This is a genomic window from Blautia sp. DFI.9.10 (genome assembly GCF_024461705.1).
GTDB lineage: Bacteria > Bacillota > Clostridia > Lachnospirales > Lachnospiraceae > Blautia_A > Blautia_A fusiformis.
In genome coordinates this window covers 99640-112552 of the sequence record NZ_JANGAA010000002.1, presented here as the reverse complement: position 1 = coordinate 112552, position 12913 = coordinate 99640, and the positions used below count along the sequence as shown (strand labels likewise).

Genomic DNA, 12913 nt, shown 5'->3' with positions numbered 1-12913 from the left:
GTCACAGCACTCGGTATTCTGTAAAATCCTGCATTTTTCAGGAAAGCGGATGAAGATTCTTAAGCGAAATATCAAGGATCGGTGCAGAATGCGTTAATGCACCACTTGATACATAGTCTACACCAACAGCCCTGATCTTTGCAATGTTTTCTTTTGTAACATTTCCAGAACATTCAGTTTTTGCTCTTCCATCGATCAGCTGCACCGCCTCTTTCATCATCTCCGGAGTCATGTTATCAAGCATGATGATATCTGCGCCGGCCTCAACAGCTTCTTTTACCTGATCAAGAGTTTCTACCTCAACTTCGATCTTGCGGACAAAAGGAGCGTACTCCTGCGCCATTTTTACAGCATTCGCAACGCTTCCTGCTGCTCCGATGTGATTGTCTTTCAAAAGAACTCCATCTGAAAGATTATATCTGTGGTTCTGTCCGCCGCCTACACGAACAGCATATTTCTCAAAAATACGCATATTCGGCGTCGTTTTTCTGGTATCCAGCAATGTGATCCCTGTTCCTTCAAGAAGTGATGCAACCGAATGTGTATAGGTTGCGATCCCGCTCATTCTCTGAAGATAATTCAGCGCCACACGCTCGCCGGAAAGAAGCACCCGGATATCTCCTGTAACTTTTCCCATTTTCTGACCTTTTTTTACTTCATCGCCATCCTTGCAGAACAGCTCCACTTTTGTGTCAGCATCCAGAAGCGTAAATACACGGCTGAAGATTTCCAGTCCCGCAATGATTCCATCCTCTTTACAGATCAGATCTACCTCTCCCGGAACTGCTTCTTTCATAACAGAGTTTGTGGTAACGTCTTCGCTTGAAATATCTTCCTTTAAAGCCTCCAGGATCAGGTGATCTACCTGAAGTGTCATTGTGATCTTATTCATTTTACAATACCTGCTCTTTCTTAATTATCACAGCAGCCCTGTTCTCCAAAGCAAGGCTGCTCCTGTCTTTCATAATACGGATATTTATATTCCGGCTGCATTTATGCCGCACCTGCAGCACTTTTCTTTTCTGCTGAGATTGCTTTGGCTGCACGTTTTGCAAATACAAGGCTCTCCAGCAGGGAATTACTTGCCAGTCTGTTCGCGCCATGTACACCGTTGCAGCTGGTTTCTCCCACTGCATAAAGCTGGTCCATGCTGGTCTTGCTGTCAGAATCCACCCAGATACCGCCCATGAAATAATGCTGAGCAGGAACAACAGGGATGCATTCTTTTGTCACATCATAGCCTTCTTCCAGACACCTCTGATAAATATTCGGAAAATGATTCAGGATCGTATCTTTATCAATATTTTCCATGGAAAGCCATACATGGTCTGTTCCTTCTTTTTTCATTTCTTCCCGGATCGCATTTGTTACTACATCTCTTGGAAGAAGTTCATTGACAAAACGCTCTTTTTTGCTGTTATAAAGTACTGCACCTTCTCCTCGAACCGATTCTGAGATCAGGAATCTGCGGCCCGGTCTCTTGGAATACAGCGTTGTCGGATGGATCTGCACATAATCCAGATGTTCCAGACGCACATTATGTTTTTTCGCAATATCAAGGGCGTCACCTGTGAGATGTGGATAGTTAGTGGAATGCTCATATCTTCCTCCGATCCCGCCGCTGGCCAGGATCGTATCCTGTGCATAAATCTCTACCGGGATCTCTCCGCCCGGCTGGATCTCTTCCTGGGTCTTCACCGCTTCTTCGGCTTCCATAGCTTCAAGACGTGCCCTGTTCGCTTCTGCGGAAACTGCCTTCAGACCTGTACATTTGCCGTTTTCCACAAGAATATCCTGCATGGTAGTATATTCCAGAATTGTTACATTTTCAAGCTTCAGGACTTGCTGGAGCAGTTTTTCGGAAATTTCTTTTCCTGTGATATCCTCATGATAAAGGATCCTCGGTCTGGAATGTGCACCTTCTCTTGTATAGGCAAAATCATCTCCATCCATCTTGAAATCCACGCCATATCCGACAAGGTCATTAATGATGTCTCTGGAGCCTCGGATCATAATGTCTACCGACTCTTTTCTGTTTTCGTAATGTCCTGCCTTCATGGTGTCTTCAAAATAGCTGTCGTAATCGTTTTCATCACGAAGCACACAGATCCCGCCCTGCGCCAGGAAAGAATCACTGCTCCTCATATCCTCTTTTGTGATGATCACGATCTTTTTGTCCCGCGGAAGCTTCAAGGCACTGAACATACCTGCAACACCTGTTCCCACGATCACTACGTCTGTTTTAATTCTCATTGCTTTTCGCCTCTCTGTCTTGATTTCTCTTTTCAGCCAACTCAGACAAATCTTTTATACAAATGTGTTTTATTTATTTTGCCAGTTCCAGCATCCGCTCCAGCGGTCTCTTCGCGTTTTCACGTGTCTCGTCTGTTACATGAACCTCATTCTCCCCGGTTTTCAGAACGTGGAGAACTTTTTCCAGAAATACTTTTTTCATGTTTTTGCAGACCGGTACGGTTTCTGTGAAGTAGAATTTTTTATCCGGGCATGTAGTTTCCAGCTTGTACTGAACGCCACATTCTGTGCAGATGATAAACTCTTTATTGTCACTTTCCTGTGCATATTTGATGATTCCAGATGTGCTTCCGATGTAATCAGCCTGTTTCAGAACTGTCTGAGGACATTCCGGATGTGCCAGAACCAGTGCATCCGGGTGCGCTTCTTTTGCTGCTTTTACTTCTTCCGGATCCATAAATTCATGGACAATACAGAAACCTTCGTTATAAATAAAGTTCTTCTCAGGAACCTGTTCTGCAATAAAATGTGCAAGATTTCTGTCCGGGATAAAAAAGATGTTTTTGTTCGGAAGCGCTTTTACGATCTTTACTGCATTTGCGGAAGTAACACATACATCAGAAAGCTCCTTCAATGCTGCTGTGGAATTAATGTAACAGACAACTGCCACATCGTCATATTCCTCTCGCACCTTGCGGATGCCTTCTTCTGTTGCCATATGAGCCATCGGACAGTCTGCATCCATGGCAGGCATCAGAACAGTTTTATCCGGACTTAAGATCTTGGCGCTCTCTCCCATAAATCCTACTCCACAGAACACGATCGTCTTCTCTTTCGCGCTGGCTGCGATCTTGCTGAGATAAAAGGAATCTCCTATATAGTCAGCTACATCCTGCACTTCGGGACGCACGTAGTAGTGTGCAAGGATGATGGCATCTTTTTCTTTTTTTAATTTCTGGATTTCTTCTGCAACTGTCATTATCTTTCACCTTTCCTGCAGGATTTCTTTTTTGAGTTCCTGCTTTTGCTTTCTAGTACAGCGAATATTAAGTAACCGCCATATTGACTTGTCTGATTTTTCATCTGCTGCGTTGTCGTCAATCGTCGTAGCCACCGCTACGCCTCATTCCTCCGCCTTGCAGATGAAGAAATCATCCTGCGTCAATATAGCAGAAACTTAATTTTCGCTGTACTAGTCTTTATTATGCAGATGCTTCTGATCTGCTTTTTTTATTATCATGTAACTTTTTTCAAAACATCTTACACATAATACCACAGTCCTTTACATGTGACAAGACAGTTGTTTGATATATGTAAAGTTTTTTTGTAAAGAAAGACATCAAAAAACACGGTTTCCACAATGAAACTTTCATCCTAGAAACCGTGCTTCTGCACACATTCATTATTTTATCAGTCTTATTCACCGTTCTGCGTACTGTCAGCTGCTCATTTATTGCAGTTTTCTTTCTGATCTGCCGCGATCACCCGATCATTTCCCCAGCAGTTCTCTCTCAATCCGCTCTCTTGCTTCCGGTGCCTGCTTATCCATCTTTTCCGGAAAACCAAACATGGAAACGCAGGCAATGTTATCGCCGCCGGCTTTCGGTGCATCCGGTTTCAGCTGCTTGCTGGCAAAATCCATTTCTCTCAATGTTTCAAAAATACCATCAAAATCCACATCACCCTCACCCATTGCAAGATGCTGATGCACCGTCACATCCGCTTTTCCACGGCCATTCAGCCACGGCGGATTTAAAATGTATCTGCAGTCCATGGTCTGGTTAAAGGTATCCGCAAAAAGTACATGGGTCAGTTCATCTCCCGCATATTTCAGCATGGACCGCACATCTCCTTTGCCCTCATCGTAGAAGAAGCCGTGAGGAGAAGAATACACATAACCAAGGTTTGGAGAACGGAAGGATTTCACCATATCACTGGTCTCATTATTCAGCTCACAGAAATCATAAGGATGAGACTGGATCTCCACACGGATACCCTCACGCTCGATCAGCGGAAGCAATTCTTCCATGGATCTAAACCACATTCCATTGCAGATCTCCTGCTGGTTCGGATCACCCGAAAGCTCTGTATTGATAACCTTCACTCCCATATCTCCGGCGATCTGGATCATCCGTTTCCAGTTTGCAACTGCAAACTGTCTCTGTTCCTCCGTCGGACCAGACCAGCGATACACCACGATAAAGGACGAAATCTCAACGCCAGTCTCTTTAAGAGCCTGTCTGTATTCCTGTTCACATTCTTTTGAAAACAACGGATGCTTATAGAACGGATTGATCCTCGGATGCGGAGACTGTTCAATATATTTATATCCCCAGTCCGCCACCTGATGGACCATACGGTTGATATCCATCTGTTTCGCAAGAACATCTACATCAAATGCAATCTTCATGATGCATTCCCTCCTTTTTCCTCTTCTTTATTCCGGATATAATCCAGGATCAGGCTGGCCGCTCCGGCTACACCTGTTTTGGATACATTGATCACCATATCGTAATAATGGGGATCGTCTCTGCGGATTCCGGTAAACTTCTCATAGTATTCATTTCGGATCTGATCACGTTTCTTCAGTTCTCCAAGAGACTGGCCTTTATAATATTCCTGGCCCTCTTTTTCCCGGTAAGCATCATCTGCATAAACGAAAAAGCTGTATGTATGCGGCTCTCCACGAAGCACATAGTTGGCACATCTTCCCAGGAATACACCTGGTCTTCTCTCAGAAAGCTCACGGATGATCCGGCTCTGCACCTCAAACATCTGAACACCTGTATAATCTGCTGCCGCACCTGCCGATGAATGTCCATACGGGGAAAATGTAAGCTCAGAATCCTCATAATTGTAGGAATCCAGATACTGCCTTACACTTTCCAGATCTGCTTTTTCCATACCGAACTTTTCTGCCATAAGACAGATGATCTGGCGATCATAAACCTTGCAGTCCAGTGCTTTTGCAACACCCTCGGCAATCTTTCTTCCACTGCTGCCATACAGTCTTCCAATTGCCACGTTGATCCGGTTTCCGGAAGCTTCCGGTAACGGCATGGCCTGGATCTCGCCCGGCACAGAGACGCTTTCCTCTCCCGATTCTCTCTGGATCAGTTCACGCATCATTTTGTCATAAACTTTGTCCAGCTGGTAGCATGCTGCGATCACAAACATCACTACCCAGATCGCTATCGGAACATACAGATAAAATCCCTTGATCACGCGGATTGCCTCTGCGGACTGCTCTGCCGCTGTCGCCTTTGTTCCGTCAAAGTATGCCGCCGAAAGAATTCCTCCCATAATAGCAGAAGTCAGTCCGGAACCGGCTTTCTGACCCATGCTCATAGATGAGAACATCAGACCCTCCACACGCTTGCCTGTTTTCCACTGGCCATACTCAATAGCATCGCTTGGAAGAGAATACTGCACACCATAGAATGGGGCGATTCCGATACCTCTCATGATACAGGTTACAACACCAAGCGAAACACTGGTAATATTCATCAGGAACAGAAGCTGTCCTGCAACGCCCAGGATGCAGCCGACACAGATGAGATTTCTTTTTCCATAGCGGGGAAGCACCTTCGGCAAAAGGGCAATTCCTGCCACAGTTGCCAGTTTCTCAGCTGCGGAAAGAGGCATGACGAGGTCTACATTTCCGAGTACATACTGGCAGTAATAGGTAAGGTCCGTTCCGATAATGATCTGATATGCGGTATAAAAGATCATCAGCCCCAGAGCGATAAGGAAATACCGGTTGGTAACGGTTGCTTTAAATGCTTCCACAAAAGGAATATCTTCCTTTTCCTGTTTTGCTGCAGAAACACGCTCTGTACAGACCATATAAGTATTCACAAGTACACCGACAGAAATGATCGCATAGCCGGCAGTTACCAGGATCCAGGCCATCTGCTGATTGCCGGTAATATTCGCTACGATATTGATCAGCGGCAGTGTGAACGCAGTAATGATCATACTTGCTGTGATCGACAATACCATGCGGATGTTACAGATCACATCACGTTCACGACGGTCACGGCTCATCAGAGATCCCAGTGCATGGAATGGCTGGCTGATAGCAGTGTATACAACCGTATTCATGATATTATAGGTAACAAAAGCATAGATGATCTTTCCCATATTTCCCATTGGCGGCATGGTGAACAAAAGCACCGCTGCCAGCGCATAAGGAACCGCAAGTCTTAAGATCCAGATCCTGGCTTTTCCATACTTGGAATGAGTCCGGTCGATAATAGTTCCCATCAGCACATCGGAAAATCCATCAAAAACACGGGACAAAAGCATGATCATTCCTACCGCACCTGCTGATATTCCAACAACGTTGGTATAAAAATAGATCAGCAGAGTTGTAGTCATGGTATACATCAAGGTCAGTGCCGGATCACCAAAACAGTATGCCAGCTTTTCCGACAACGGAACCTTGATGAATTCATTCAAGTCTTTCCCCTTCTGCTTGTAATTCAACAATTCAGGGATTCCCTTACCAGCCATAGTATCTACCTCCTATCGGTTTAAGGTCGGACCTTTCTGAATGAATTATCCGAAATATTTCTGCACAAAGTCTCTGGTAACTTCCGCAGCCTTTTTCACGTTGTCCTCATGGCTCATTGCATAGTACTCCGGACGGAACTCTTCGATGGTGCAAACGCCATCAAAACCAATCTCCTTCAGTGCAGCTGCGATTCCTGCATGATCTACAACACCCTCACCCGGCCACAGTCTCTTGTCGTCTCCGCAGGAGCCAAGCGGAAGATCCTCACAGTCATTTAAATGGTATGCAAAAATCTTCTTGCCATCAGCAGCTCTCAGGTCCTCAAGGCGGGAGCACATCTCATGGAAATGGAAGGTATCCACGGTAACGCCTACATTATCTCTGTCTACTGCTTTTACCACATCATAGGCTGTTCCAAACTGGTTGATGGAGCAGTTCGGTGCACCACAGAACTCCAAGGAGATCTTCATATCCGCGCCAACCTTATCGGAAAGATAACGAAGACGTGCAACTGCTTCTTCTTTGATCTCACTGACAGATTTGTCTTTTACATCAAAGCTTGGAACGGTGATCAGCATTTTCATTCCGATTGCTTTGGAAACCTTCAGGATAAAATCAACTTCTTCGTCAATCTCTTTTTCCCCTGCCTCATCTCTCTGGTTAAAGAAGATCAGAGTGTTGTATGCCCATGGTTTCAGATGATGATTCTTAAACCAGTCTGCAAGTTCTTCCAGTGTATGCTCTTTGAGATAGTCCTTTACGCAGTCAAAGCGGATCTCAATATAATCAAAACCATATTTCTCGCACATCTCCAGGTCTGCCATAAGAGACTGTCCTTTACATTCCAGTGCAGTTGCTTCATTAAATCCTAATTTCATCTTCAATACCCTCCATATGTTTTTACTTTTCAGCCAATTTTTCCGGTTAATCTCACCGGCAGGTTTTCCACTGCAGTTTCAACAAAGCCGAAGCGGAATCGGATCCTGCCGGTAACTGCCGCCGCAGACTCATTGGGGAAGTCTGTAGCAATAAGTTGGTATGATAACTCACACTTGATGAGGTGGAGCTCGTAAAATATATTTATTTATAAAATTCCGGCTTCTCAACTGCTGAAACGATTTTCTCGATCTGTCCGGTTTCCTGCGCTTTTACAAGAGCATCTGCTGTGATCGCTGCCAGGTATCCATCCCATGCATTCGGTCCTGTGATCACTCCTGCCTCTGCGTTATCAACCCAGTCCTGAACCTCTTTATCATAAGCGTCTTTAAATCTTACGAAGCAGTCTGTGTCAATAGCAGTGGACACTGCCGCATTCTTGCGGATAGACGGATAAGCCGGCTGTGCCATTTTCAGTGCACCGTCCTCACATACAACTTCACAGTTGATGTCATATCCAAACTTGCAGTTTACAAATACTTCTACATCAATGCATACACCTTTTTTAGTACGGAGCATCATGATCTGCGGATCCTTCAGCTCAGAGTGGGAATATTTCGTCACTCTTGGTATTACTACCTGTGCTGATTCATACTCATCATCTACAAGCCAGTGAAGGACATCGATCTCATGGATTGCGGTATCGTGCACAGCCATTGGTGTGTTGTAATTGGTACCTACCTCCGGATTTCTGTGTGTACAGTGAAGAATCAGCGGCTCGCCGTATTCTCCGGTTGCAAGCGCTTCCTTGATCTGCTGATATCCCTTGTCATAGCGTCTCATAAATCCAAGCTGGATGAGATGTTTGCCGGCTGCCTCCTCTGCCTTTACTACTTTCAGGCAGTCCTCAGCAGTTGTACATAATGGTTTCTCACAGAAAATCCTCTTGCCGGCCTCGATTGCCTGAAGAAGAGAATCTACATGTGCGAAGCCCGGAGATACGATAAATACTGCATCTACGTTCTCTGCATTGATGAGCTCCTTACTGTCTGCATAGACTTTTGCTCCGCAGATCTCGGCTGCTTTCCTGGCACTTTCCTCAAATACATCGGAAACAGCTACTACTTCTGCTCCCTGGATCTTCTCTGTCAGTCTTCTGATATGATCTCTTCCCATTCCGCCGCATCCGATAACTCCTACTCTTAACATTTTAAATTCCTCCGTTCATTTTTTATTGTTTATTGTTTTCTGTTTTTGTGTTCTTTTTGATGATGTTATATTATCATCTTGTGCACGTGAACGCAATATCTTTTTTGTACAAAATATCCATTTTGTTTTTATGCGATTTTCACTATTTGTTACTTTATTCACATATTTTGTTTGTTTTACAGTATTTTTCCGACCTTCGCTCAAATTTCCGCATATATAAAATGACTTACTATGCTTATTACGAACGTTGATCATGTAGCATTTTATTATGTGCACCAGAACGCAACATTTCATTTCCCTTATACCACAGTGGAGTTTATGTAGAATATTGTTGTATTTCAACACATAAAGAGTTATACTTATATGTAGTTTTATTTAAAATACACAAATGCATTTTTCATACTTTATTTAGCCGAACTGCAAGGATCAAAGATTCTCTCAGAAATCCCTGAAACGCAGGCAGGCTTCCCTGATTCGGTTAAATTCATACGAAAAACACAGCAGAAAGGACTTATCCCTATGAGCGACTATAATTTAGAAACTAAATGTATCCACTCCGGCTATACCCCATCCAAGGGCGAGCCCTGTGCACTTCCTGTCTATCAGAGCACTACTTACAAATATGACACCACTGACGAAATGGGCCAGTTATTTGATCTGAAGGCAGACGGATATTTTTACACCCGTCTCCAGAACCCGACCAACGATGCCGTAGCTGCAAAGATTGCAGATCTGGAAGGCGGTGTTGCTGCGATCCTGACTTCTTCCGGACAGGCAGCCAACTTCTACGCAGTATTTAATATCTGTGAGGCAGGCGATCACGTTGTTGCCGCTTCTACCATTTACGGAGGAACCTTCAACCTTCTTGCCGTCACCTTCAAGAAGCTTGGCATTGACTGCACCTTTGTTGATACCGATGCAACAGAAGAAGAGATTGCTGCCGCATTTAAACCGAACACAAAGGTTCTCTTTGCAGAAACCATCGCCAATCCAGCTCTGGTCGTCTTGGACATCGAGAAATTTGCACACGTTGCACACCAGAACGGCGTGCCTCTTATTGTGGATAATACCTTTGCCACACCGGTAAACTGCCGTCCCTTCGAGTGGGGTGCAGATATCGTTACCCACTCCACCACCAAATATATGGACGGGCATGCCGTTCAGGTAGGTGGCGCCATTGTCGACAGCGGTAACTTCGACTGGGATGCCTATGGCCATAAATATCACGGCCTGACAGAGCCGGATGAATCCTATCACGGTGTTGTCTATACAAAGCAGTTCGGAAAAAAAGCTTACATCACTAAGGCTACTTCCCAGCTGATGCGTGATCTGGGCTCTATTCCGTCTCCGATGAACTGCTTCCTTCTGAACCTCGGCCTGGAAACGCTTCCACTGCGTGTTGAACGCCATTGCTCCAATGCCCAGAAGATCGCAGAATACCTAAACGCACACGAAAAGGTTTCTCATGTAAATTATGCAGGACTTCCGGAGGATAAATATCACGCACTGGCTCAGAAATATATGAAGGATGGCCGTACCTGCGGCGTTATCTCCTTTGAACTGACCGGTGGCCGTGATGCAGCAGTCCGTTTTATGGACAGTCTGAAGCTTGCCACCATCGCAACTCATGTTGCTGCTTCCATCACTATGGTCCTTCACCCAGCCAGCCATACCCACCGTCAGATGAACGACGAGCAGCTGGTTGAAGCAGGAGTTTCTCCCGGAATGATCCGTCTTTCCATTGGTATCGAAAATGTAGATGATATTATCAAAGATCTGGATCAGGCACTGAAAAATGCATAAATAACCAATTCAAAAAGGAAGGATACATCTGCTCATGCATGATGTATCCTTCCTTTTTATGATATATTTTCTCCTACTCTCAATTATGGCATTTCCGCCAATTACCTGCATCCTGTTCTGAACGGCTTTCTTCTGGCACATAAATTCCTGCAGCTGCTGCAAGTATCTGAAACTACCTTACAAAATCCATTATTCATCTTTTTCCAGCTGTTTGATCAGCTGGTTCACATATGTAGAAAGCCCCGCCACCAGGACTCCCTGTGTCGTGGATGTAAATACTGCCATTGCAATATCCTGTGCATTTTTACAGGAACAGGTAGCAAAAACATAAATTCCGCATATAAGGATCCCTGCACACCCCAGTATCAGCGGAATATATTTGTCCTTCACAGCCTGAGCCTCCTTCAGTGCGATCCCCATAAAATACAAAGCGATCGCTGTGATCAGCAATTCTGGTTTAATATAATCCACAAGCGCTTCCATAAATATTCTCAGTATCTCCCCTGCCGCTTTGATTTATTTTATGAATTTCTCCAAAAAATATTTCATAAATTCCCCAAAAATGTTAGCTACGTGTTCGCTATTGCTGTTTTTTCGCACTTTTTGAGAATATTTTTTTCTATTGCAGAGCAAAAAGAAAAAGGCCATAAACCCTAAGGTTTACAGCCTTTCTCACTATTTTTCGTTATCTGAAATCAGAATTTGCCAGCGTCAGCAGCTTCCTGTACGGAAACAGCTGTTCCTTTATTTTCATGCTTTTTCCGCATGATGTTAGCTATTTGTTAGCTATCGTTTCATTCTTACCTGTTCTTATACTTATTTTGTGTTGGCCTTCATGTGCTCAAACACCTTTGTCCAGGTGTCTGTTCCGCATGAGCCATCTGCAGTAATAGCAACGTTTTTCTGGAATACTTTCAAAGATGTTTCTGTATCGTTTCCGAAAGAACCGTCTACTTCAACACCAAGCACGGCCTGCAGGGAAGATACTGCTGCTCCGGAACTGCCTTTTTTAATAACCGGAAGCTGAACTTTAATTTCTTTTGTCAGTGTTATTGCACTTGTCTTTTCCACCGGATACACCGCTTTTCCGTTCCAGTCGTAGATGGTGTAGCCTTCTTTCCATTCTTTCTTTGCATTTTCAAGACTCTTATATGCTCCGATCTGGCTCTTACTGTCAGCCCAGGATTTTCTTGTGCGGTAGTATTTATCTACTGTTGCCGTGGTGGTCTTGGCTCCGATCAGCTGCTTGAAACGATTCCAGTCACCCTTGGCCCGGATTGCTGACGGGCAGTTCTTGGCGCATACATCATAATGCTGTACAACTCTGTCTGACGGGATTCCCAGCTGTTTCATGATCTGTTTGCATACCTGGACTGTATTCTGGAATGCTTTCTCGTAATTGTAGCCCTCCTGGACGCACATCTCGATTCCTACCGCATTTCTGTTGTTGACTGTCCCGAACAAACGGCCGCCATAATTAACTCCTACATGCCACGCGCCACGATCATACGGAAGTGCCTGGTATGCTTCTGTATCATCAACGAATACATGCGCGGAATAGCCTTTAAAATTTCCATCATGCTGGGCCTTTGCGTGTGCTTTTGCATTTGCTCCCTTTGCATAGTTATCTGTGTTGTGAATAACAATATACACCGGTGTCTGACCTGCATAGCTGTTGTTATTGCTGATAAAACTTGTATTGATATTCATAATATCATTCTCCTTCTCTGTCTTAATTGATAATATGCTGTTCAGAATGTTAATGATCTTCTGGCCGTAGTTCTGTCCGGATGCCCAGCCCTGGCTCTTCGGGTTTTCATGCGTGCCGAGATGCTCGACATATTCCGCACAACCTCTGTTGACGTATGTGTAACGCGGATCTACACAACGATTCTGCAGTTTGTCTGTAGAGGCATAAGCCTGCAGATGCTGGATCTGTGCCCGAATTCCTTCCGCTGGTGTCTTGAAACTGTTGCCTTTCATGCCCGTTTTGGTTACACCCAGGCCACAAAAATTGTTCTGATTGAATGTCACCGCAGAATTAAAAAAGGTAAAGTCTCCGGTTTCCAAGCAGGACTGGGCAAAAGCAATATCACCGCGAACTCCTTCGACTGTTCCTTCGGCAATGTATAAAGGAATCATCTTTACTACGGAATCCGGTACCTGCGGATTAACCTCCTTAATATAGGTTCTCATCTGTTCAATGCTTGCCTGGGATTTACCCATGATTTTTAGCATATTGTTTCTCCTTTACTG

The 12913-nt window shown here is 44.6% G+C and carries 10 protein-coding genes; 1 reads left to right on the top strand and 9 read right to left on the bottom strand.

Annotation, left to right across the window (positions count from 1 at the left end):
- Nucleotides 1-37: 37 nt before the first annotated feature.
- The 7 genes from nadC to NE671_RS01705 form a co-directional block, all read right to left on the bottom strand.
- Nucleotides 38-892, bottom strand: coding sequence for a carboxylating nicotinate-nucleotide diphosphorylase (gene nadC, locus NE671_RS01735; RefSeq protein WP_110102045.1), 855 nt, complete (start codon nucleotides 890-892; stop codon nucleotides 38-40).
- Between the two features lie 101 nt (nucleotides 893-993).
- Nucleotides 994-2253 carry an FAD-binding protein gene (locus NE671_RS01730; RefSeq protein WP_173740663.1) on the bottom strand — a complete coding sequence of 420 codons (1260 nt, stop codon included), beginning with the start codon at nucleotides 2251-2253 and terminating at the stop codon, nucleotides 994-996.
- A gap of 73 nt (nucleotides 2254-2326) precedes the next feature.
- Complete coding sequence (gene nadA, locus NE671_RS01725; RefSeq protein ID WP_021651119.1) at nucleotides 2327-3232, bottom strand: quinolinate synthase NadA; 906 nt, start codon at nucleotides 3230-3232, stop codon at nucleotides 2327-2329.
- A 510-nt stretch (nucleotides 3233-3742) separates the two neighbouring features.
- Nucleotides 3743-4663: a sugar phosphate isomerase/epimerase family protein gene (locus tag NE671_RS01720; protein WP_173740664.1), complete on the bottom strand. Its 921-nt coding sequence runs from the start codon at nucleotides 4661-4663 to the stop codon at nucleotides 3743-3745.
- Entirely contained in the window at nucleotides 4660-6768 is a 2109-nt protein-coding gene (locus NE671_RS01715; RefSeq protein WP_114001428.1) for a cytidylate kinase family protein, read from the bottom strand. Before NE671_RS01715 ends, NE671_RS01720 begins: the two co-directional genes overlap by 4 nt.
- A gap of 45 nt (nucleotides 6769-6813) precedes the next feature.
- Nucleotides 6814-7647 carry a sugar phosphate isomerase/epimerase family protein gene (locus tag NE671_RS01710; RefSeq protein WP_021651116.1) on the bottom strand — a complete coding sequence of 278 codons (834 nt, stop codon included), beginning with the start codon at nucleotides 7645-7647 and terminating at the stop codon, nucleotides 6814-6816.
- A 202-nt stretch (nucleotides 7648-7849) separates the two neighbouring features.
- Nucleotides 7850-8854 (bottom strand): Gfo/Idh/MocA family protein, encoded by a 1005-nt coding sequence (locus NE671_RS01705; protein ID WP_173740665.1) that lies wholly within the window; start codon nucleotides 8852-8854, stop codon nucleotides 7850-7852.
- Nucleotides 8855-9373: 519 nt separating this feature from the next.
- Here NE671_RS01705 and NE671_RS01700 point away from each other — a divergent pair.
- The gene (locus NE671_RS01700) at nucleotides 9374-10657 is read left to right on the top strand and encodes an O-acetylhomoserine aminocarboxypropyltransferase/cysteine synthase family protein (RefSeq protein ID WP_118752456.1); all 1284 of its coding nucleotides are present in this window, start codon (nucleotides 9374-9376) and stop codon (nucleotides 10655-10657) included.
- A 189-nt stretch (nucleotides 10658-10846) separates the two neighbouring features.
- Here NE671_RS01700 and NE671_RS01695 read toward each other — a convergent pair whose 3' ends face one another.
- The gene (locus tag NE671_RS01695; RefSeq protein WP_059086307.1) at nucleotides 10847-11140 is read right to left on the bottom strand and encodes a phage holin family protein; all 294 of its coding nucleotides are present in this window, start codon (nucleotides 11138-11140) and stop codon (nucleotides 10847-10849) included.
- 333 nt (nucleotides 11141-11473) lie between these two features.
- Nucleotides 11474-12895, bottom strand: a complete 1422-nt coding sequence (locus NE671_RS16155) for an N-acetylmuramoyl-L-alanine amidase (RefSeq protein WP_161206380.1) — start codon at nucleotides 12893-12895, stop codon at nucleotides 11474-11476.
- Nucleotides 12896-12913: the final 18 nt, after the last annotated feature.

Bases quoted from the DNA above. Each gene is read 5' to 3' on its own strand.
- NE671_RS01695 (WP_059086307.1), bottom strand. From the start codon at position 11,140: ATGGAAGCGCTTGTGGATTATATTAAACCAGAATTGCTGATCACAGCG.
- NE671_RS01720 (WP_173740664.1), bottom strand. From the start codon at position 4,663: ATGAAGATTGCATTTGATGTAGATGTTCTTGCGAAACAGATGGATATC.
- NE671_RS01715 (WP_114001428.1), bottom strand. From the start codon at position 6,768: ATGGCTGGTAAGGGAATCCCTGAATTGTTGAATTACAAGCAGAAGGGG.
- NE671_RS01730 (WP_173740663.1), bottom strand. From the start codon at position 2,253: ATGAGAATTAAAACAGACGTAGTGATCGTGGGAACAGGTGTTGCAGGT.
- NE671_RS01700 (WP_118752456.1), top strand. From the start codon at position 9,374: ATGAGCGACTATAATTTAGAAACTAAATGTATCCACTCCGGCTATACC.
- NE671_RS01710 (WP_021651116.1), bottom strand. From the start codon at position 7,647: ATGAAATTAGGATTTAATGAAGCAACTGCACTGGAATGTAAAGGACAG.
- nadA (WP_021651119.1), bottom strand. From the start codon at position 3,232: ATGACAGTTGCAGAAGAAATCCAGAAATTAAAAAAAGAAAAAGATGCC.
- NE671_RS01705 (WP_173740665.1), bottom strand. From the start codon at position 8,854: ATGTTAAGAGTAGGAGTTATCGGATGCGGCGGAATGGGAAGAGATCAT.
- NE671_RS16155 (WP_161206380.1), bottom strand. From the start codon at position 12,895: ATGCTAAAAATCATGGGTAAATCCCAGGCAAGCATTGAACAGATGAGA.
- nadC (WP_110102045.1), bottom strand. From the start codon at position 892: ATGAATAAGATCACAATGACACTTCAGGTAGATCACCTGATCCTGGAG.